Source organism: Massilia sp. NBRC 108631, from assembly GCF_059704565.1.
This window is the reverse complement of record NZ_BAAKJE010000115.1, coordinates 1-20,849: the sequence shown is the minus strand read 5'-3', so window position 1 is coordinate 20,849 and position 20,849 is coordinate 1. Positions and strand designations below refer to the sequence as shown.

General features: G+C 65.0%; 19 protein-coding genes. 5 read left to right on the top strand and 14 right to left on the bottom strand.

Translation table 11 applies throughout. The annotated features are described in order from the left end of the window. Positions 1-225 precede the first annotated feature (225 nt). The 4 genes from AC6H42_RS13030 to AC6H42_RS13015 form a co-directional block, all read right to left on the bottom strand. Positions 226-2,913, bottom strand: a complete 2,688-nt coding sequence (locus tag AC6H42_RS13030; RefSeq protein ID WP_057154388.1) for a DNA topoisomerase III — start codon at positions 2,911-2,913, stop codon at positions 226-228. A gap of 190 nt (positions 2,914-3,103) precedes the next feature. Beyond that, positions 3,104-3,568, bottom strand: coding sequence for a Smg family protein (locus tag AC6H42_RS13025; RefSeq protein WP_057154387.1), 465 nt, complete (start codon positions 3,566-3,568; stop codon positions 3,104-3,106). Positions 3,569-3,620: 52 nt separating this feature from the next. Continuing rightward, positions 3,621-4,817 (bottom strand): DNA-processing protein DprA, encoded by a 1,197-nt coding sequence (gene dprA / locus AC6H42_RS13020; protein WP_057154386.1) that lies wholly within the window; start codon positions 4,815-4,817, stop codon positions 3,621-3,623. An 8-nt stretch (positions 4,818-4,825) separates the two neighbouring features. Beyond that, positions 4,826-5,932: a LysM peptidoglycan-binding domain-containing protein gene (locus tag AC6H42_RS13015; protein ID WP_057154385.1), complete on the bottom strand. Its 1,107-nt coding sequence runs from the start codon at positions 5,930-5,932 to the stop codon at positions 4,826-4,828. A 162-nt stretch (positions 5,933-6,094) separates the two neighbouring features. Here AC6H42_RS13015 and def point away from each other — a divergent pair, with 162 nt between their 5' ends. The 3 genes from def to AC6H42_RS13000 all read left to right on the top strand — a co-directional run bounded on the left by def (position 6,095) and on the right by AC6H42_RS13000 (position 8,604). After that, a complete protein-coding gene (gene def, locus AC6H42_RS13010; protein WP_497548221.1) occupies positions 6,095-6,637 on the top strand; it encodes a peptide deformylase in 543 nt (180 codons plus the stop codon). A 71-nt stretch (positions 6,638-6,708) separates the two neighbouring features. Next, positions 6,709-7,668 carry a methionyl-tRNA formyltransferase gene (gene fmt / locus AC6H42_RS13005; RefSeq protein WP_057154383.1) on the top strand — a complete coding sequence of 320 codons (960 nt, stop codon included), beginning with the start codon at positions 6,709-6,711 and terminating at the stop codon, positions 7,666-7,668. Between the two features lie 3 nt (positions 7,669-7,671). Next, on the top strand, positions 7,672-8,604 hold the full coding sequence (locus tag AC6H42_RS13000) for a LysR family transcriptional regulator (RefSeq protein ID WP_497548220.1): 933 nt from the start codon (positions 7,672-7,674) through the stop codon (positions 8,602-8,604). Positions 8,605-8,711: 107 nt separating this feature from the next. Here the strand turns inward: AC6H42_RS13000 and AC6H42_RS12995 are convergent, their stop codons facing one another. Together AC6H42_RS12995 and AC6H42_RS12990 are read right to left on the bottom strand one after the other, a co-directional pair. Then, on the bottom strand, positions 8,712-9,134 hold the full coding sequence (locus tag AC6H42_RS12995; RefSeq protein ID WP_057154382.1) for a tautomerase family protein: 423 nt from the start codon (positions 9,132-9,134) through the stop codon (positions 8,712-8,714). Between the two features lie 135 nt (positions 9,135-9,269). After that, positions 9,270-10,088: a glycosyltransferase gene (locus AC6H42_RS12990; RefSeq protein WP_057154381.1), complete on the bottom strand. Its 819-nt coding sequence runs from the start codon at positions 10,086-10,088 to the stop codon at positions 9,270-9,272. 127 nt (positions 10,089-10,215) lie between these two features. On the opposite strand from AC6H42_RS12990, the gene metH reads away from it, so the two are divergent. Beyond that, positions 10,216-14,013, top strand: a complete 3,798-nt coding sequence (gene metH / locus AC6H42_RS12985; RefSeq protein WP_497548219.1) for a methionine synthase — start codon at positions 10,216-10,218, stop codon at positions 14,011-14,013. 67 nt (positions 14,014-14,080) lie between these two features. Further along, positions 14,081-14,467: an SPW repeat protein gene (locus AC6H42_RS12980; protein ID WP_057154379.1), complete on the top strand. Its 387-nt coding sequence runs from the start codon at positions 14,081-14,083 to the stop codon at positions 14,465-14,467. Between the two features lie 50 nt (positions 14,468-14,517). Here AC6H42_RS12980 and AC6H42_RS12975 read toward each other — a convergent pair whose 3' ends face one another. The 8 genes from AC6H42_RS12975 to AC6H42_RS12940 form a co-directional block, all read right to left on the bottom strand. After that, entirely contained in the window at positions 14,518-15,801 is a 1,284-nt protein-coding gene (locus AC6H42_RS12975) for an ABC transporter permease (RefSeq protein WP_497548218.1), read from the bottom strand. A gap of 2 nt (positions 15,802-15,803) precedes the next feature. Then, positions 15,804-16,820: an ABC transporter ATP-binding protein gene (locus tag AC6H42_RS12970; protein ID WP_497548217.1), complete on the bottom strand. Its 1,017-nt coding sequence runs from the start codon at positions 16,818-16,820 to the stop codon at positions 15,804-15,806. A 90-nt stretch (positions 16,821-16,910) separates the two neighbouring features. Then, positions 16,911-18,191 carry an EAL and HDOD domain-containing protein gene (locus AC6H42_RS12965; protein WP_497548216.1) on the bottom strand — a complete coding sequence of 427 codons (1,281 nt, stop codon included), beginning with the start codon at positions 18,189-18,191 and terminating at the stop codon, positions 16,911-16,913. 59 nt (positions 18,192-18,250) lie between these two features. Continuing rightward, on the bottom strand, positions 18,251-19,075 hold the full coding sequence (locus tag AC6H42_RS12960) for a class II glutamine amidotransferase (RefSeq protein ID WP_082551682.1): 825 nt from the start codon (positions 19,073-19,075) through the stop codon (positions 18,251-18,253). 49 nt (positions 19,076-19,124) lie between these two features. Further along, on the bottom strand, positions 19,125-19,382 hold the full coding sequence (locus AC6H42_RS12955; protein WP_056398284.1) for a BTH_I0359 family protein: 258 nt from the start codon (positions 19,380-19,382) through the stop codon (positions 19,125-19,127). An 84-nt stretch (positions 19,383-19,466) separates the two neighbouring features. Continuing rightward, on the bottom strand, positions 19,467-19,871 hold the full coding sequence (locus AC6H42_RS12950) for a P-loop NTPase family protein (protein ID WP_057154374.1): 405 nt from the start codon (positions 19,869-19,871) through the stop codon (positions 19,467-19,469). Continuing rightward, positions 19,871-20,590, bottom strand: a complete 720-nt coding sequence (locus AC6H42_RS12945; protein ID WP_057154373.1) for a response regulator — start codon at positions 20,588-20,590, stop codon at positions 19,871-19,873. The genes AC6H42_RS12950 and AC6H42_RS12945 overlap by 1 nt, the downstream gene beginning before the upstream one ends. A gap of 82 nt (positions 20,591-20,672) precedes the next feature. Beyond that, on the bottom strand, positions 20,673-20,849 hold a 177-nt coding region (locus AC6H42_RS12940), incomplete at its 5' end, for an ATP-binding protein (protein ID WP_497548225.1).

The window sequence follows — 20,849 nt, the reverse complement described above, 5'->3', positions numbered from 1 at the left end:
CACGCACAGCAGCAGCGCGAACGAACGGCGGCTCAACACATGGCTAAACCCATAGTTCGGTCTGAAAAAGCAATCGAGGACCTTGCCTCCATTGCAGCGTACATTGCCCGCAACTCCTTGGTAGTGCTGCATGGCAGACGCAGCTTGCGGTCGGTGCGAGCACGACTGCAGAAATAAAAACGGGACCCGAAGGTCCCGTTTGCTTATGCCGCCGGTAGGCGCTGATTACTCTGCGGTGGCGGCAGCTTTCTTGGCCGGCGCCTTCTTGGCGGCCGGTTTGGCTGCCGCTTTTTTCGCCGCGGGCTTGGCGGCCGCTTTCTTGGCGGCCGGCTTGGCGGCGGCTTTCTTGGCGGGCGCTGCCGGCGCCGCTGCCGCCTCGCCTTCCGCCCCTTCAGCCGCGTCCGCCTTGCCCGCTTTCGGCTTGGCGCCCGGCTTGGCCTTGCGCTCTTCGAACTCGAAGCTGATCTTGCCGTCCTTGCCCTTGGTCAGGAAGGCCTTGAACGGACGGCGCGTGCGCTGCGACACGAAGCCCGGCAGCAGGTCGGTCTTGCCTTCGTTTAGCAGCTTGCTCATCTGCTCGGGCAGGATTTCCTGCTGCAGGATGATGCGGCCGCTGCGGAAGTCGCAGGTCTTCGGCTTGGCCACGCTGTGCTCGCACACATAGGCCAGACCCATCTCATACACGTTGGCGGCGCATTTCGGGCACGGGCCGACCGGCGTCTGGCCGGTGAAGTCCACGCCTTCGCCGTCCTCGCCTTCCTCGTCGTTCTGGCCGAAGTCGAACTCCAGCTTGAAGTTGCTGATGTCCTCGTCGCGCACGATGCGCAGGATGGCGGCGAAGGGACGGCCCATCTTGGAGCGGAAGCCTTGCAGCGGACCGATGGTGCGCTCTTTCAGCAGCTGCTCCACTTCGGCGATCTCGAACTGGCGGCTGCCCGGCGTTTTGCTCATCGAGAATTCGCACTTGGTGCAGGCGAACCGGCGGTAGTTCTCCTTCACCACGCCGCCGCAGTTCGGGCATGGCGTGGTCAAGGTGGCGTAGTCGCCCGGAATGGTGTCGTTGTCGTATTCCTTGGCGCGCTTGACGATGATTTGCGTCATCTGGGCGATTTCGCGCATGAATTCCTCGCGCGAAATGCGGCCCTTTTCCATCTGCGACAGCTTGTATTCCCATTCGCCGGTCAGCTCGGGGGCGGTCAGTTCGTTCACGCCCAGGCCGCGCAGCAAGGTCATCAGCTGGGAAGCCTTGGCGGTCGGCATCAGTTCGCGGCCTTCGCGCAGCAGGTATTTCTCTCCCAGCAGGCCCTCGATGATGGCCGCGCGCGTGGCCGGCGTGCCCAGGCCCTTGCCGGACATGGCGTCGCGCAGCTCGTCCGAGTCGATCAGCTTGCCCGCGCCTTCCATGGCCGACAGCAAGGTCGCCTCGCTGTAGCGTGCAGGCGGCTTGGTGACCAGGCCATTGGCGGTGACCTTTTCGGTGTGCACCTTCTCGCCCTTGGCGACCGGCACCAGCATGCCGCTGCCTTCCTTGTCGTCGTCGGCGGCCACGTCCTTGCCATAGATGGCCATCCAGCCGGCATTGGTCATGACCTTGCCTTCCGTCTTGAACTGGTGGCCGGACACTTCGGTGTAGCGGGTGGTGACCTGGAACTCGGCGGCCGGGAAGAACACGGCCATGAAGCGGCGCGTCACCAGGTCGTACAGTTTCTGCTCGGGCTCGGACAAATTCTTCGGGGCGATGCCGGTCGGAATGATGGCAAAGTGGTCCGAGATCTTGCTGTTGTCGAAGATGCGCTTGTTCGGCTTGACCCAGCCCTTGGTCAGGATCTGCTTGGCGAAAGTGTGGTAATTGTTGTTCTCGCCCAGCACGCCCAGCACTTCCTTGACGGTGTCCAGATAGTCTTCCGGCAGGTGGCGCGAATCGGTACGCGGGTAGGTCAGCACCTTGTGCTTCTCGTACAGCGCCTGGGCCAGGCCCAGCGTGTTCTTGGCCGAGAAGCCGAAGCGGCCGTTGGCCTCGCGCTGCAGGCTGGTCAGGTCGAACAGGCCGGGCGCCATCGAGGTGGTCGGCTTGGATTCCTCGGTGACGTTGCCCTGCTTGCCCTTGCAGGCCAGCGCGATGCTGTCGGCGGCGGCCTTGGACCACAGGCGCTCGGCGCGCTTCTCCGGATCGTTCTCGTCCTTCTTGAAGCTGGCATCCATCCAGCGGCCTTCGTACACGCCGGCCGCGCAGATGAACTCGGCGCGCACTTCCCAGTAGTCGCGCGAGACGAATTTCTTGATTTTCTCTTCGCGCTCGACCACGATGGACAGGGTCGGCGTCTGCACGCGGCCCACGGTGGTCAGGTAAAAGCCGCCCTCTTTCGAGTTGAACGCGGTCATGGCGCGGGTGCCGTTGATGCCGATCAGCCAGTCCGCTTCCGAGCGGCAGCGCGCGGCGTCGGCCAGCGGCAGCATCTCGTCGTCCGAGCGCAGGTTGCTGAAGCCTTCGCGGATCGCGTTGGGCGTCATCGACTGCAGCCACAGGCGCTGCACCGGCTGCTTGGCCTTGGCGTTCTGCGCGATCAGGCGGAAGATCAGTTCACCTTCGCGGCCCGCGTCGCATGCGTTGATCAGGCCGGTGACATCCTTGCGCTTGATCAACTTGTTGAGCACTTTCAGGCGCGACTCGGTCTTGGCGATCGGGTTCAGCGCGAAGTACGGCGGGATCATCGGCAGGTGCGCGAAGCTCCATTTGCCACGCTTGACGTCGTGCTCTTCCGGCACCGCGATTTCCAGCAGGTGGCCCACGGCCGAGGACAGCACGTATTCGTCGGACTCAAAGTACTCATCGTGCTTGGTAAAGCCGCCCAGCGACTTCGCGATGTCGTTCGCGACAGATGGCTTCTCGGCGATGATGAGGGTTTTGCTCATAGTTTTAGTATTCTCTTGTTTTTTTACTCTGGATTTGGCGCAGCATGCGCATCATACAGAACATTCTTATACCGCATGCCGAACTTTTGCAATCCCGGTATGGCTGCCGCGGTATGGCGGCACGGCACGGCCGCAGCACAGGGTAATCTTGTAGTCTTGCGGCATGCAAGCGGGGAACAACGGGAAGCGGTCAGTGCAGCAGGCGCGGCGTCTGATCTTCGTCGGAACCGAACAGGTCGTCGAACATCAGCGCGTCCGGCTCCTTGCCCTGGCTCCACAGCAGCATCAGGACGATGACCTTGAGCTTGCCCAGCGACACGGGAACTTCATCCAGCGCCAGCGCGCGTTCAATGACGATTTCACGCTGCAGCGGCGACAGCACCTGGGCGCTTTCAAGGAACTGGATGAAGCCGATGGCGGCGGTGCCCAGCGCGTCCCGCTCCTCCTCCACATAGTAGCGGGTGCCGGTGGACGCGGCCGTCAGCGATTGCTCGACCCCGGCCATTTCATTCAGGTCGGTCAGCCAGACCAGCGCCTCGGATATCTCCTCGTCGTCGAAACCGACGGCCGACAGTTTCCTTGCCAATGCGGCCGGTTCCGGGCACGCATCGGGGCGGTAATAAGTCTCGTAGAGATAAACAAGGATGTCGAACATGGCGCTACTCTAACAGTTAAGAACGGCGAAACACAAGCCCTGCACCGCATCGTTACGGCCGCTGCCGGGTCAGGCGCTGAAAAATTCCTCCCGGCAAACGCTCGACCAGCCCGGCCAGTTCCAGCGCCAGCAGATGGCTGTGCGCGTCGGCGGCGGACAGGCCGGCGCGCAGCGCCAGGGCGTCGGCGTTGGCCGGGTCGTGGCCGAGTGCGGTCAGCACCGCGTCGAGTTCGGCGCGCAGCTGGGCGGTGACCTGCAGCCGCTCGGCGCCGGCGCCGGTCGGCGCTTCCGGCAGCAAGTCTTCCAGCACGTCGGCGGCGGACTCGGCCAGCTTGGCCTTGCATTCGCGTATCAGCGCATTGCAGCCCTTGCTCAGCGTAGCATGGATGGAGCCGGGCACGGCGAACACGTCGCGCCCCTGGTTCAGGGCATAGCGCGCCGTGATCAGCGAACCGGACTGCGCGGCCGCCTCGATCACCAGCACGCCGCGCGCCAGGCCGCTGATGATGCGGTTGCGGCGCGGAAAGTTGTCCGGTAGCGGCGCGGTGCCCAGCGGATACTCGCTGACGATGCAGCCTTCGGCAGCGATGCGCAGCGCCAGCTCGCGGTTACGGGCCGGATACAGGCGGTCGATGCCGGTGCCCACCACCGCCACCGTGCCGCCCCCGGCCGGCCCGGCGGCCAGCGCGCCGGCGTGCGCGGCCGCGTCGATGCCCAGCGCCAGCCCGGAGGCCACCGTCAGTCCGGACGCCGCCAGCGCCTCGGCAAAGCGGTCCGCGTTGGCCACGCCCTGCGCGCTGGCGTTGCGGCTGCCGACGATGGCAACAGATGGCTGGTACAACAACGCGCGCCGCCCCCTTGTATACAGTAGCAGCGGCGCGGCCGGAATGTTGCGCAACTGGGACGGGAAGGCCGGGTCGTCCAGCGCCATCAGCTGGTGGCCGGGCAACTCCAGCCAGCGCAGCGCGGCCTCGGCCAGGCCGGCGCACTCGTCCAGCAGCGCCGGCGGCGGGCGGCGCAACGCCTGCACGGCGGCCGGCACCAGCTTGTCCGCCAGCACCTCGGACAGCACGCTGCCCAGCGCGGCGGGATCGGCCTCGAAAACGCGGTCGGGATGTTGCAGTTCAGCTATCAGCGCAGCAGCGGCGGTGACGCCGACACCGGGCGTCAACTGCAGACGCAGCCAGCTGGCCAGGGCGCGGGCACTGAGCGGCTGCGGGCGGGGGGTGGGGGTATCCGTGGCTTGCACGGCGGGGTTTACTCCGGCGATTTGGCGACGTCGCCCACTTCCACTGGCGCCGTGACCTGCATGATCAGGCCGTACGAAATATGCTTGAACACGCGGAAGATAAACAAGCTGCCCACTTCCTCGTCCGGCAGCTTGACCTGCGGCTTGCCCAGGTTGTGCCAGCCTTTGCTGGCGCCCGGATCAGTCACCGTCTGTCCCTTATGGTACAGCTGCAGCACGGAGCCGATATCGAGTCCGTCAAGCTTTCCGCGATTAATACTGACAACCTGGTTCTGGCCGGCGTGGCTCACGCCGCCGTAAATCGCCACCACGGCGGCGTCCACCTGGCGCTCCGGCGGGTGCGGCACATAATTCTGCATCGGCGTGGGCGGCGCCTGCATCAGCAAATCGCCCTTGCCCATTTCTTCCTTGGCCGTGGCCACCATGAAGGTGTGCACTTCGGAGCCGGGCTTGGCGGCCGTCACCAGCTTGAGCGTGCCTAAATAGAAAGCTTCCTGGCCGATCACGGCCTTGGTGACCGGATCCTTCAGCGGTTTGCCCGGACGGAACACCTGGAACGAGGTGCCGCCCTTCAGGTCGCCGCGCACATAGGCTTTTTCATCCTTGCCCAGGAAAACATGGCCCTCCTGCGCCGCAATGATGCGCGGTGCGTTCTGCAACTCGTCTTCCTCGATAATCAGCGGCTGGGTCAGGAAGGGTTCGATGTCGCCGGTGGGGATGGATTGCACGGCGTCCTTGCCCAGGCCCTCCATGCGCAGCTGCGGCGACAGGCGCAGCGCGGACGGATCGCCGGATCCGCTGCCGCCGCCGGCGCCCACCCGGTTGCCCAGGCGCAAGCGGCCTGCGGCGCGGTCCAGGTAGACGATCTGGCCCGGGTAGATCCAGTGGGGATTGCGGATTTCGTCGCGGTTCATGCCCCACACCTGGGGCCAGCACCACGGCCGCTCCAGGAACTTGCCGGAGATATCCCACAGGGTATCGCCCTTGACCACCACGTGCTGGTCCGGCGCGTTGGGCCGGAATTCGCAGTTCATGGCCTGCGCCGAGGCTGCCGCTGCACCGGAAATGAGCGTCGCGATCAACAGGCGTGCGCCGACTGTGCTAAAATTTTTCATTGAGATGTCCGTTAAAGGCGGGCATGGACGAAAGGCTGGATCGCGACCTGAAGGTTGCCCTGCTGAATCAAATTCTGCCCATAATACCCTGAACTAGCAAGAGAAACCACGCTGCGCAGCAGGGTGCGCCTGTTGCATTTTTAAGTCACACGACCAATCCGCATGTCCATACTGAATATCCTCCGCTATCCCGACCCGCGCCTGCACAAGATCGCGCAGCCTGTCACCGCCTTCGATGCGCGCCTGGCCAAACTGGTCGGCGACATGGCCGAGACCATGTACGACGCACCCGGCGTCGGCCTGGCCGCCACCCAGGTGGACGTCCATGAGCGCGTTGTCGTCATCGACATCACCGAAGACAAGAGCAACCTGATCGCCTTCATCAACCCGGAAATCATCTGGGCCAGCGAAGAGCGCCAGGTGTACGACGAGGGCTGCCTGTCCGTGCCCGGCGTGTACGACGGCGTGGAACGCCCGTCCCAGGTGAAAGTGCGCGCCTTCGACATCAAGGGCGAACAGTTTGAACTGGAAGCGGACGGCCTGCTGGCCGTGTGCATCCAGCATGAAATGGACCACCTGGTGGGCAAGGTGTTCGTGGAATACCTGTCGCCGCTGAAGCGCAACCGCATCAAGACCCGCATGATCAAGGAAGAACGCGGGCTGCAGCGCGAAAAAGCGCTGCGCGAGCAAGGCCGCCGCATCTGACGCACCACTCCCCCCACATGGCCGGCACAGTCCGGCCATGTTAGCTTAGTGCCACCTCAAGAGGAAAAAACATGAAAATAATCTTCGCGGGCACACCCGAATTCGCAGCCGTTGCGCTGCAAAGCCTGCACGAGGCGGGTTTCGAGATCCCCCTGGTGCTGACACAGCCCGACCGCCCCGCCGGACGCGGCATGCATCTGCACCCGTCCGCCGTCAAGCAGTACGCGGTGGCGCACCAGATCCCGGTCGCGCAGCCGCTGTCGCTGCGCATGGACAGCAAAGACCCGCAGCGCGCCGCCGAAGCGAAGCGAGCCCACGAGCTGCTGCTGGCCACCGACTACGACGCCATGGTGGTGGCCGCCTACGGCCTGATCCTGCCGCGCAGCACGCTGGACATCAAGCCTTGCATCAACATCCACGGTTCGCTGCTGCCGCGCTGGCGCGGCGCGGCGCCCATCCACCGCGCCATCGAGGCCGGCGACGCGGAAACCGGCGTCACCATCATGCAGATGGAAGAAGGCCTGGACACCGGCCCCATGCTGCTGATCGAGCGCCTGCCGATCGGCCCGCAGGACAGCACCGGCGTGCTGCACGACAAGCTGGCGGCGATGGGCGCGCGCATGGTCGTCAAGGTGATGCGCAAGATGGAACAAGGCGTGGTGGAAGCGGTACCGCAGCCGGAAGCGGGCGTCAGCTACGCCGCCAAGATCAGCAAGGAAGAAGCGGCGCTGGACTTTTCCCAGTCCGCGCGCGAGATCGGCCGCAGGATCCGCGCCTTCAATCCCTTCCCCGGCGCGCACGGCGAGGTGAACGGCGTGACCATCAAGCTGTGGGGCGCCGAAGTGCTGGACGCCGACAGTTCCGCCCCGGCCGGCCAGGTGCTGGCGGCCGACGCGCAGCACGGCATCGTGGTCGCTTGCGGCGGCGGCGGTTCGCTGCGCCTGACCGAGCTGCAAAAGCCGGGCGGCAAACGCCTGCCGGCGGCCGAGTTCATCAAGGGCTTCGCGCTCGACGGCTTGCGCTTTGCCTAGGCAGTGAGCACGAAGTTGGCTGAGCCGGCGCGCATCGACCAGTTGGCTGCGCTGCGCGCCCTGCGCCGCGTGGTCGAACTGGGCAGCTTCACGGCTGCCGCCGAGGCGCTCGATCTCAGCCACACCGCCGTCTCGCGCCAGATCAAGCAGCTGGAGGCCCACCTCGGCGCGCAGCTGCTGAACCGCACCACGCGCCGCTTCGCCCTCACCGACGCCGGCAAGCAATACTACGAAGCCAGCCGCCAGATTCTCGACGCGCTGGACGACGCGGACCGCGCCGTCGGGCAGCACCAGGCGCGCCCGTCCGGCAGCCTGCGCATCAACGCGCCGATGGCCTTCGGCACGCTGGAACTGGCCGGCTGGCTGCCCGCCTTCATCGCGCAATATCCCGACCTGACAGTGGACCTGGTCTGCAACGACCGCATCGTCGACCTGATCGAAGACGGCTTCGACGTCGCGCTGCGCCTGACGCGCGGCCTGCCGGACTCCACGCTGGTGGCAAAAAAACTGGCCGACAGCCCGCTGCTGCTGGCCGCCAGTCCCGCCTACCTGAAACAGCACGGCACGCCGCGCACGCCCGCCGAGCTGGCGCGGCACAACTGCCTGGCCTACACCCAGGCGCAACAGCCGCGCGTCTGGACTTTCAGCAGCCGCAGCGGCGGCGAGGAGACCGTGAGCGTGCAAGGCAAGCTGCAAGCCAACACCAGCGTTGCCCTGCGCGCGGCCGCGCTGGCAGGCCTGGGCATCATCAACGCCGCGGCCTTCATTGTGCACGAGGACGTGCAGCGCGGCGCCTTGACCGCGCTGCTGCCGGACTACCCGCAGCGCCCCCGGGAACTGTACGCGCTCTACCCGCAGAGCCGCCACCTGTCGCCGAAAGTGCGCGCCTTCATCGACTTCGCGGCCGCCCGCTACCGCGAACGCGGCTGGGCTTGAACGCCGCCATCGGCGTTATGGCGTTGATGCGCGCGCATATGGCGCACGCAGCAGTTGCTTCATGCGCTGCAAACCATCCGGGCCTTAGGTTGCAACCATGCGAACAATCAAGCGGGGGGCGACTCCATGGCCTTCTTCACCGCGCGGTACTGCTGGGTGAGGCCGCCGTAGCCCCAGGCGGCGGGGCGGGCGTCGTCGATGTGGACGTAGCTCACGTCGTGCAGCGGGCCGAGCAGGCCGGCCATTTCTTCGAATACCGCCTTGATGTAGGCCGCCTTCTCAATCGCCGTGTTGGTCTCGTCGGTGATTTTGATGTCGAGGAAGAAGCTGGCCTTCTCCTGCTGCGCCAGCGACTGCTCGCCGATGTACCAGTGCTGCGGCGGCACATGCGAGATGGCGATGGAGGTCAGCGGCTGCGCCTTGTGCAGAATGTCGTTGGTCAGGCGCAGCAGGATGGCGGCGGCGCGCTGCGATTGTTCGGCGCTGGCGTTGTTGGCCGGCGTGGACAGGGTGAGGTTCAGGATGGGCATGGTGCTACTCCTTTAGGATCGGGTTAAGGTGTAGCCATCGTAGGCGTCCTTCTCCAACCGCACCAGCCGCGCGGGCGCACATGATTTGTGCGTGCGGCGCACATAGGCGGCTTACGCGCGAGGCGCCAGGCCGCCCTACGGTTTGAGCTGGCGGATGGGGGAGACGCGGGGGAAGACGTGGCGCTGGCTGCGCACTTCCCTGTTCCAGTCCTGGTTGGCCCGGTGCAGCGCCGCGTCGTAGTAGCCGCGCCCATGGTCCAGGTGCAGGCTGACGATGGAGTGCCGCGCGCGCACGCCGCGCACGCCGATGTTGTTCAGCCGCAGGCCCATGTTCAGGTCTTCACCGCCGTAGGCCATGCTTTCGTCGAAGCCGCCCACTTCCAGCACGTCGTGCCGGAAGGCGCAGCTGTTGGCGCCACTGAAGGCGTTGCGCGGCGACAGGAAATCGTAGAAGCGCTGCAGGCGCGGATTGCGCAGCAGGCGGTTGCGGCTCTTGTCGAAGCCCGGGATGGCGCTCAGGAAGTCGTAGTCGAACAGGCGCTGGTCCAGGATCGCCGGCCGCAGGTCGTTATTCAAATGATACGCCTCCGGCACGCTGATATGGCTGCCGCCCGCCAGGAAGGCGCCCGGACGGCTCAGGCGAAGATAAGTCTCGACAAAATCGTCGCGCGGAACGCAGTCGCCGTCGGTGAACAGCAGCAGGTCGCCGCCGGCCTTGAGGATGGCCTGGTTCAGGGCACGGCACTTGCCGAAGCCCCGGTGCTCCTGGGTCAGGTGCAGCAGCGGCAGGTCCAGGTGGCGGCAATTGGCCACCGCCTCGGCGATCTCGGGGAACTCGCCGTCCTGCGAAACGATGATTTCGTCCGGCATGCGGGTCTGGGCGGCGTAGCCGGTCAGGACAAACTCCATTTCACGGCGCTTTTTGTGCGCGGAGATGATAACGGTGATCTTCATGCACGCAATGGTACCGGAACAACGGCCATATTGCTGCGGCTTATACCGCCGTTGCTGCAATGCCGTATAATTTTAGACCCGGTATTGCATGCACAGCATCCCTCCAGCCACGTCGCGAAAGTACGAAATGAACAACAAAGCCAGCCAGCCACGCTATTCCAAGACCGAAGCCCAATTGCGCGACATGCTCGCCAAGCGCATCATGTTCCTGGACGGCGCGATGGGCACCATCATCCAGCAGTACAAGCTGGATGAAATGGCTTACCGCGGCGGCCCTTCCGGCCGCTTCGCCGACTTCGCTGCGCCCGCCGACAGCGGTGCGCGCGAGCTGTTCGTCAAGGGGAACAACGAGCTGCTGACGCTGACGCAGCCGCAGGTGATCCAGGAAATCCATGAGCGCTACCTGGCCGCCGGCGCCGACCTGATCGAAACCAACACCTTCGGCGCCACCTCCATCGCGCAGGACGACTACCACATGGGCCACCTGGCCTACGAGATGAACGTGGAAGCGGCCAGGCTGGCGAAAGCCGCCACCGCCAAGTACAGCAGCGCCGACAAGCCGCGCTTCGTGGCCGGCGCCCTCGGACCGACCCCGAAGACCGCCTCCATCTCGCCGGACGTGAACGACCCCGCCGCCCGCAACGTGACCTTCGATCAGCTGGTGGCCGCCTACTACGAGCAGGTGCGCGGCCTGGTGGACGGCGGCTCCGACGTGCTGCTGGTGGAAACCATCTTCGACACGCTGAACTGCAAGGCGGCGCTGTTCGCCATCGACCAGTATTTCGAAGAACGCCCGGAGCAGGAGCGCCTGCCGCTGATGATCTCGGGCACCGTGACCGACGCCTCCGGCCGCATCCTGTCCGGCCAGACCGTGCCGGCCTTCTGGAATTCGGTGCGCCACGCGCGCCCGCTGACCATCGGCCTGAACTGCGCGCTGGGCGCGGCCCTGATGCGCCCCTACGCCGAAGAGCTGTCGCAGATCGCCGACACCTTCGTCTGCATCTACCCGAACGCCGGCCTGCCCAACCCGATGAGCGACACCGGCTTCGACGAACTGCCGGCCGACACCTCGGCCCTGCTGCGCGAATTCGCCGACGCCGGCTTCATCAACGTGGCCGGCGGCTGCTGCGGCACCACGCCGGACCACATCGCCGCCATCGCCGCGCTGCTCAAGGACACCAAGCCGCGCGCGCTGCCGGAAGTGAAAGTGGCGCAGCGCCTGTCCGGCCTGGAGCCGTTCACCATCGACGACGACTCGCTGTTCGTCAACGTGGGCGAGCGCACCAACGTCACCGGTTCGAAAGCGTTCGCGCGCATGATCCTGAACGAGCAGTACGACGAGGCGCTGTCGGTGGCGCGCCAGCAGGTGGAAAACGGCGCCCAGGTGATCGACATCAACATGGACGAGGCGATGCTGGACTCGCTGGCCGCCATGACGCGCTTCCTGAACCTGATCGCTTCCGAACCGGACATCTCGCGCGTGCCCATCATGATCGACTCCTCCAAGTGGGACGTGATCGAGGCGGGCCTGAAGTGCGTGCAGGGCAAGTCCATCGTCAACTCCATCTCGATGAAGGAAGGCCTGGAGGAGTTCATCCGCCAGGCCAAGCTGTGCCGCCGCTACGGCGCCGCCGTGATCGTCATGGCCTTCGACGAGAAGGGCCAGGCCGACACCTTCGAGCGCAAGATCGAGATCTGCGAACGGGCCTACAAGGTGCTGACCGAGCAGGTGGGCTTCCCGCCGGAAGACATCATCTTCGATCCGAACATCTTCGCCATCGCCACCGGCATCGAGGAGCACAACAACTACGCGGTGGACTTCATCAACGCCACGCGCTGGATCAAGGACAACCTGCCGCACGCGAAGATCTCCGGCGGCGTGTCCAACGTGTCGTTCTCCTTCCGCGGCAACGACCCGGCGCGCGAAGCGATCCACACCGTGTTCCTGTACCACGCCATCAAGGCCGGCATGACCATGGGCATCGTCAACGCCGGCATGGTGGGCGTGTACGACGACCTGCCGGCCGAGCTGCGCGAGCGCGTGGAAGACGTGGTGCTGAACCGCCGCGAAGACGCCACCGAGCGCATGATCGAAATCGCCGGCACGCTGAAGGCCGGCGGCAAGGCGCAGGAGCAAAACCTGGAATGGCGCAACGCCATCGTCGAGAAGCGCCTGGCGCACGCGCTGGTGCACGGCATCACCCAGTTCATCACCGACGACACCGAAGAGATGCGCCAGCAGGTGCTGGCCTCCGGCGGCCGCCCGATCCACGTGATCGAAGGCCCGCTGATGGACGGCATGAACATCGTCGGCGACCTGTTCGGCCAGGGCAAGATGTTCCTGCCGCAGGTGGTGAAATCGGCGCGCGTGATGAAGCAGGCCGTGGCCCACCTGATTCCCTACATCGAAGAGGAAAAGCTGGCCGAGGAAAAGCGCACCGGCATCGTCGCCAAGCCGAAGGGCAAGATCGTCATCGCCACCGTCAAGGGCGACGTGCACGACATCGGCAAGAACATCGTCTCGGTGGTCCTGCAGTGCAACAACTTCGAAGTGGTGAACATGGGCGTGATGGTGCCCTGCTCCGAGATCCTGGCGCGCGCCAAGCTGGAGAACGCCGACATCATCGGCCTGTCCGGCCTGATCACGCCGTCGCTGGAAGAAATGGCCCACGTGGCCAAGGAAATGCAGCGCGACGAGCACTTCCGCATGATGAAGATCCCGCTGCTGATCGGCGGCGCCACCACCAGCCGCGCCCACACGGCGGTGAAGATTTCGCACAACTACGAAGGCCCGGTGGTGTACGTGCCGGACGCGTCGCGTTCCGTGTCGGTGGCGCAGTCGCTGCTGACGCCGGAAAGCCGCGACCAGTACATCGCCGAGATCGAGCAGGACTACGTGCGCATCCGCGAGCAGCACGCCAACAAGAAGGCGCTGCCGACCGTGTCGCTGGCCGCCGCGCGCGCCAACAAGGCCAAGCTGGAATTCGCGCCCGTGAAGCCGAAGTTCATCGGCCGCCGCGTGTTCAAGAACGTCGACCTGGCGCTGCTGGCCAACTATATCGACTGGGGCCCGTTCTTCCAGACCTGGGACCTGGCCGGCCCCTTCCCCGCCATCCTCACCGACGAGGTGGTGGGCGAAGCGGCCAGCAAGGTGTTCGAGGAAGGCCAGGCGCTGCTGAAGAAACTGATCGACGGCCGCTGGCTCACCGCCAACGGCGTGGTCTCGCTGCTGCCTGCCAACAGCGTCAACGACGACGACATCGAGGTCTACACCGACGACGAGCGCAACACCGTGGCGTTCACCTACTACGGCCTGCGCCAGCAGGGCGTCAAGCCGATCATCGACGGCGTGCAGCGCCCCAACCAGTGCCTGGCCGACTTCATCGCGCCCAAGCTCATTGATGGCAAACCTTCCGGCGTCAAGGACTACATCGGCATGTTCGCCGTGACCTCCGGCCTGGGCATCGAGAAGTACGAGCAGCGCTTTGAAGACGCGCACGACGACTACTCGTCCATCATGCTGAAAGCCCTGGCCGACCGCCTGGCCGAGGCGTTCGCCGAATACATGCACGAGCGCGTGCGCAAGGACCTGTGGGGCTACGCCGCCGCCGAAACGCTGAGCAACGAGCAGATGATCGCCGAAGAATACGCCGGCATCCGTCCCGCGCCAGGCTATCCGGCCTGCCCGGAGCACACGGTCAAGGCCGACATGTTCAAGGTGCTGCAGGCCGAAGAGATCGGCATGGAGCTGACCGAGTCCTTCGCCATGTTCCCCGGCGCGGCCGTGTCCGGCTTCTACTTCGCGCATCCGCAGTCGAAGTACTTCACCGTCGGCAAGATCGGCAGCGACCAGTTCGAAGACATGGCGGCCCGCCGCAAGATCGACAAGGCGGAACTGGAACGCTACCTGGCGCCCAACCTGTAAAAAAACGGGAACCTTTTGACCGCTGCGATGGCCTAAGCATGGAGCTAACCACTTCAATGGAGGCCATATGGAAAACAAGGTTGCAATCAAGCGCTGGCAGGATCAGCTGATCCTGCTGCTCGGCTTGTGGCAGTTCATAACGCCCTGGGTGTTTGACTACGGCATCCCGTCCCGGCTGGCGTGGAATGCCTTCATCACCGGGGCCGTGATGGCGGTGCTGGCGGCATTTGACCTGTACAAGACGTATTTCTGGGCCGTGGTGCTGAACCTGCTGGTCGGCATCTGGGTGGCCGTGTCGCCCTGGGTGCTGGCGCGCGCCGAGCAAGTCGCCGTGCCGCAGACGGCGATGTGGAACAACCTCAGCGTCGGCCTGGCGGTTGCCGTGCTGGCGCTGTGGGAAATGCGCACCGATCCGGAGCTGCGCACGCACTGGCCGGGCGCGGCGCATCCATGACGCTGGCCGGGCTTGGCGGGTGAGCGCGTGAGCGCGCAACCCGCCGGCCCTTAATGCGGGTCGCGGCGGAATTTCCAGATAGCGAGGCCGGCAAACACAGCGGCAAAGGCAAGCTGAACCGCCATCGGCCCGAGCGCGCCTTCCATGCCCAGGCCGCGCCACGTCACCGCGTCAAAGCCATCCACCGCCCAGCGGGTGGGGATGGCGAACGTCAGCTGCTGCATCCACGCCGGGAACACGAAAGACGGCACCCAGGCGCCGCCCAGCATGACCAGGATCAGTGTGGCGAACACGGCGATGCCGCGCGCCGCTTCCGGCGTTTTGCCGAAGGCGGCAATCAGCAGGCCGAAGCCGGCCGTCATCAGCGCGAAGCACAGGCCCACGCCGATGAAACCCAGTGGATTGGCGATCTGCACCTTGAAGATCAGCATGGCGCACAAGAAGATCGCCGCCAGCAGGCCGCTGGCGATCAGGGCGGCCGAGACCGCGCGCGCCAAGAGCACCGACGTCAGCGATACGGGCGCGGCCAGCAGGCGGTTCCAGATGCCCATGCGGCGCGCCAGCAGGATGCCGATGCCCATGTCCACGCCCATGAACAGGATGAATTGCACGCTCATGCCGGCGAAGGAGTGCGCGTAGCCATTGTATTTGGGGCCGGAGCTGAGGGCCTGGTCCCTGGTGGCATAGGGCATGCTGAGGCCGGCTTTGGCCTGCTCGCCGTTTGCGCTGGCTGGCACCGGCCCGGCCTGCTGAAACTTGCGCACGCTGGCCAGCATGTCGCGCAGCGCGGCGCGGTCCTGGCCTTGCGCGGCCTCCTGCTCCAGCTGTTTCAGGCTGGTGTCCATGAGTTTCTCGCCGCTCTGGCCGCCGAACATCTCGGCGCTGACGACCTGCATGACCTGCTGCGTCAGCATGCCCTTCACCATGGCCAGCGCAGTCGATTGCGACGGGTCGTAGAATACCGGAATCTCCGGCTTGCCTGCCACGTTGAACAAGGCCTGGCCAGCGGCGTCGCCGAAGCCAGGCGGGATCAACACGGCCACCGTCAGCTTGCCCGAGCGGACCCGCGCTTGCGCCTCTTCCAGCGGCAATTCGATGATGCGCAGCGCTGCATCCGCCTTCAGGCCGCCGGCAATCTTGGCGCCTATCGCGCTGCCGTCCTGCAGCACCAGGCCGACGTCGATCTTGCCGGTGTTGGCATCGCCGCCGCCGCCGAACAGCGAGCCGAAGAAGGCGGCCAGCACAATGGGCAGCATCAGGTTGATCAACAGCGCCCGCTTGTCGCCGAGGTAAAGGAGGAGGTCTTTGCGGACCAGTGCGAGGAAGGCTGTCATGGTTAGTCGCGCAGGCTGCGGCCGGTGAGGTTGAGGAAGATGTCTTCAAGATTGGTCTTGGCGGTGGCGAAGTGCTGCAGCGCGCAGCCTTGCGCGTCCAGCCAGGCCAGCACTGAGGCGGCGTGCGACGTGGCGGCGAGGCCGATTTCCAGCACCGGCCCGGCGCCGGATGGGCCGCTGGCGCCGGCGGGGTTGGCGTTCGCGTCGGCGCCGGCCGCGCGGCCCGGCTCGCGCACTGCGCCCACGCCGGGCAGGCCGCGCAGGCCGGCCAGCAGTTCGGCCATGCGGGCCGGCGGCAACGGCCGCGCCAGCTCGGCGCGCAGCGCGGCTTGCGCGGGCAGGCGGCGGTACAGGTCGGCCGGGCTTTCGTCGGCCAGCACCCTGCCGTGGTCGATGATCACGATGTGGTCCGCCAGCCGTTCCACTTCTTCCATGTAGTGGCTGGTGTAGATCAGCGCCATGCCCCCGGCCTTGAGCGCGTCCAGCGTGTCAAAGATGGCGTTCCGGCTCTGCGGGTCGACGCCGACGGTGGGCTCGTCCAGGATCAGCAGTTTAGGCTGGTGCAGCAGCGCGGCGGCGATGTTCAGGCGGCGCTTCATGCCGCCGGAGAAAGTCGCGGGCTTGTCCTTGGCGCGGTCGGCCAGGCGTACCAAGTCCAGTGCCTGCGCGCAGCGCGCCTGGAGCAGCGCGCCCTTCAGGCCGTACAGCGCGCCGAACAGCTTGAGGTTCTCGATGGCGGACAAGTCTTCGTACAAGGCCAGGTCCTGCGGCACCAGGCCGAGCGTGAGCTTGGCGCCGTTCTGGCCCTGGGCCATGGGCTGCCCTTCCAGGTCGACACTGCCGCCGTCGCTGCGCAGCAGGCCGCAGATCATGCTGACCGTGCTCGATTTGCCGGCGCCATTGGGACCGATCAGCCCCACGGCCTGGCCGTGCTTCACCTGGAAAGAGACGCCGTCGACCGCCAGGCGGCCGCCGTAGGATTTGCTGAGTTGATTGACGCGGAGCAGGACGGTGGACATGGCGCATTGCGATCCGTTGAAAGAATCGCAAGCGTATCCCGTCTCTTATCCTTCTAGCAAGTGACAAGTGTCATGACTTGCCGTGACATATCACAGCGCGTAGCGCACCACGTTGTCGCTCCATTCGAAGGCGGCCATTTCCAGCTCCACCAGTTCGTCCGTGGACACGGCCAGGTCGCGCAGCGTGGGCACGATCTTGTGTTCCATGTCTTCGATCTGTTCGATGCATTCGGCCAGCTTGAGCAGGTCGCCGAAGAAGCCGCCGCGGAACATCAGCGCATCCTGCACTTCGTCGCTGACGGGGATCTGCGCCAGGATGTCGGACATCGGAATGCCGAACAAGGTGTCCATCAGCGACATGATGCCGACCGTGAAGGCGATGTCGGCCGCGTGGCGCTGGCTGGGACGCAGCTTGTGCGCCAGCAGTTCCAGCAGCCTGCCGCGCGTGGTGGCCAGCATCAGCAATGGCGTCATGCTGTGGCCGCGCTTGCTTGGCTCGGCGTACAGCATGATCTGCAGCCAGCGCTGCAACTGGCGGCGGCCCAGGATGGTGACGGCCTGGCTCAGCGAATCGATGCGCTGGCGCGCGCCCACGGCCGGCGTGTTCACCAGGCGCAGCAGGTTCAGCGCCAGCGACACGTCGCGCTTGATGGCGCGCTCGATTTCCAGGTTGTCGGCCTCGGAGGTGACCAGCGTCATCAGCTCCATCACGGCCAGCTGCGACGGCGACAGCTTCTTGCCGCTCATGATGACCGGCTTGGCGAAATAATAGCCCTGGAAATAGTCGAAGCCCAGGTCCAGGCAGTTCTTGAATTCCTCGCGCGTTTCGACCTTCTCGGCCACCAGCTTCTTGCCGTCCTGCTTGAAGCGCGGCGCCAGCTTCATCAAGGTGGGCAGCGGCGTGCTGCGCATGCTCATCTTCACGTACTCGATCATCGGCAGCAGGGTCTGCACGTTGTCGGTTTCGGCCGTGACGTCGTCCAGCGCGAAGCTGAAGCCATGGCTCACCAGCTCGGCCATGCGGCTCAGCACCGGCGGCGTCGCTTCCATGGTTTCGACGATTTCCAGCACCACTTTCTCGCGCGGCAGGAAGCCGAAGATGTCGCTCATGATGACGTCGGCATCGACGTTGACGAACCCGAGCGCATCGCCTATCACCTTTTCCATGCCCAGCTGGGAAGCGTGGGCGATGACGGTGGCGGTGGCGCCGATGTCGCTGGTGATGTTGGCCGGCCCCACGGGCGCGTTGCGGAACAGCAGTTCATAGCCGAACAGTGCCTGGTTGCGGTCCAGCATCGGCTGACGGCCAAGGTAGAACTCGCGCACGCGCAGGCTCTTGGAAGTTGTATCGTTGGTCGAAAGGTCGATCATGGAGGGTCATCTCTGTTCGGTGGTGCCCAAAAGGCAACTAACCCGCTGTTTCACGCGGTTTATCCTGATATTTTGGCATCATTTGCACAGCTTGTCTCGGACAATTTTAGTGAACCCTGGGCATCAGGTATGCCATCCAGAAATACTTTGAGTTCACCGGGAGCAAAGGCGGTCCACTGCTCATTGGTGGTGAGCGGCTGGGTGACGATGATGGCAACCCGGTCGTCTGGCGTGGTGACCTCGGAAAAGTCCACGCTGACGTCCTCGTCGGACAATTCGGCGGTCACGAAGGGATACTGGCGCACCAGGTAGTACAGCTGGGTGGAGCAATGCGCATACAGTTCGTTGCCGCTGGAGAGCATCATATTGAAGGTGCCGTGCGCGGCGATTTCCTGTACCAGTTCCTGCAGCACGGCGCGCAAGGCGTCGCGCCCGGGCTGGACGTCGCCGAAGCGGGCCCGCAGGGTTTGCAGGATGTAGCAGAAGGCGCGCTCGCTGTCGGTGTTGCCGACCGGGCGAAAGGCGCCGTCCAGCACCGGATGGAATTGCTTCAGGTCGCCGTTGTGCGCGAACACCCAGTAGCGGCCCCACAGCTCGCGCACGAAGGGATGGCAGTTTTCCAGCGCCACCTGGCCTTGCGTGGCCTTGCGGATGTGGGCGATGACGTTGCGCGACTTGATCGGATAACGCTTGATCAGCTCGGCGATCGGGGATGCGATGGCGGCCTGGTGGTCGACGAAGAGGCGCACGCCGGCGCCCTCGAAAAAGGCGATGCCCCAGCCGTCATGGTGGGTATCGGTGCGGCCGCCGCGCATGGCGAAGCCGGTGAAGCTGAACACAATGTCGGTCGGGACATTGCAGTTCATGGCTAGTAATTGGCACATAGTAAGGGGAAATCTGCGACAGACTCCCACCTTACCATGCCTGCAGCCTTTAATGCAGCAGCACGGGCTGGCTCATCAGGGACTCGTAGCTGCCGAGGAATTCATCGATTTCCTCCATGGTGGGCTCGCTGGCGATCAGCTGGTTGACGTCGCGCCGGAAGCTTTGCGCCAGCACGCCCGCGATGAAGATCTCGCGCTTGCAGCCTTTATCGACAATTTCATAGCCGCCAAAGCGCAGGGCTTCCAGGTCGCGGTCCGCACCGAATTCAACCACGCTGTACTGCTCGCTGTTGTAGATAAGGTTCATTTTGCTTCCTTCACGCTTGGGGCGGAAGCTGGGATTGTTCCGCCGGTCCATATTGAAGTGGGGACCGGACGCCGCTTTTCAAGCCTAGGCTTGCAAATCGGCAGCCAGGTCCAGCAAGTCGCCATACGGAGCCGCGAGCAGCATGCTGCGCAACTGGTCCACGTGCTCCGCGTTTGCCAGGCTGATGAACAGCTGCGCTGGCGGACGGCGCAGCAGACGGTTCAATGTTACCCGCAAAACGAGATTTCCTGCGCAGCACAGGCAACCGGGGGCAATCCGCAGGACTTGCAGGCCGGTTTCGGGCGCGTGTACAAGGGGGGAATTGGCGTCCGCCAGGCCTTCGAGGATGACGGCGGCGGACGGCAAGGGGGATGGCGGCGTGCCGGCGTGCGCCAGCGCGGCGGCAATGGCCGCTTCGCGCACGGCCGCGCGCGCGCCGGTGACCAGCGTGGTGCGGGTGGGCGGAGCGCCCCCCGCAGCGCCGGCCATTATTGGTTCTTCTTGGCCAGCTTGCCCGGCTCCACGCCCAGCTGCTTGAGCTTGCGGTACAAGTGGGTGCGTTCCAGGCCGGTCTTCTCGGCCACCCGCGTCATGCTGCCGCCTTCGCGGCCCAGGTGGTGTTCGAAGTACATGCGCTCGAAGGCGTCGCGCGCTTCGCGCAGCGGCAGGTCGAACGACAGGTTGAAGCCATGCCCTTCGCCCGCCGTGGCGCCGGCGCCGCGCACCGATGCGTGCGCTTGCGGCATGGCCGGGCTGAACGGGGCGCCGGCGGCCACCGCGCCGTCTTCCGGCGGCGGCGCCACGGCCGGGCGCGGGGCCAGTGCCGGCGAACGCACGGTTTCCTGGGCGCGCGTCAGGCCTGCTTGCACTGCCTTCAGCAGTTTCTGCATGGCAATAGGCTTCTCCAGGAAGTTCAGCGCGCCGATGCGCGTGGCCTCCACCGCCGTGTCGATGGTGGCGTGGCCGGACATCATGATGACGGGCATGGTCAGCAAGCCGTCGCGCTGCCATTCCTTCAGCAGCGTGACGCCGTCCGTGTCCGGCATCCAAATGTCGAGCAGGACCAGATCCGGCGCGCCTTGTGCACGCGCCTCGCGCGCCTGCTGCGCGTTTTCGGCAAGCTGTATTGCGTGTCCCTCGTCGCTCAAAATTTCCGAGAGCAACTCGCGGATACCCATCTCATCATCCACTACCAGAATGTTTGCCATCTATCCCTGCCTTTTTTCATCTGCCGGTCATGCCTGCATTGTAAGCCTGCATGCTAGCAATAATTTTATTAGTCTTCCAATATTATGCCAACTGCACCGGTGCCAACTTTAACAGCAAAATCAGTACCGAAGCGCCACTTCTATCGACATGGTTCTGGATATCGATCCGGCCCCCATGTTCGTCGATAATTTTTTTCACCATCGCCAGCCCCAGACCGGTGCCGCGCGCCTTCGACGTCACGTACGGTTCGAAGGCGCG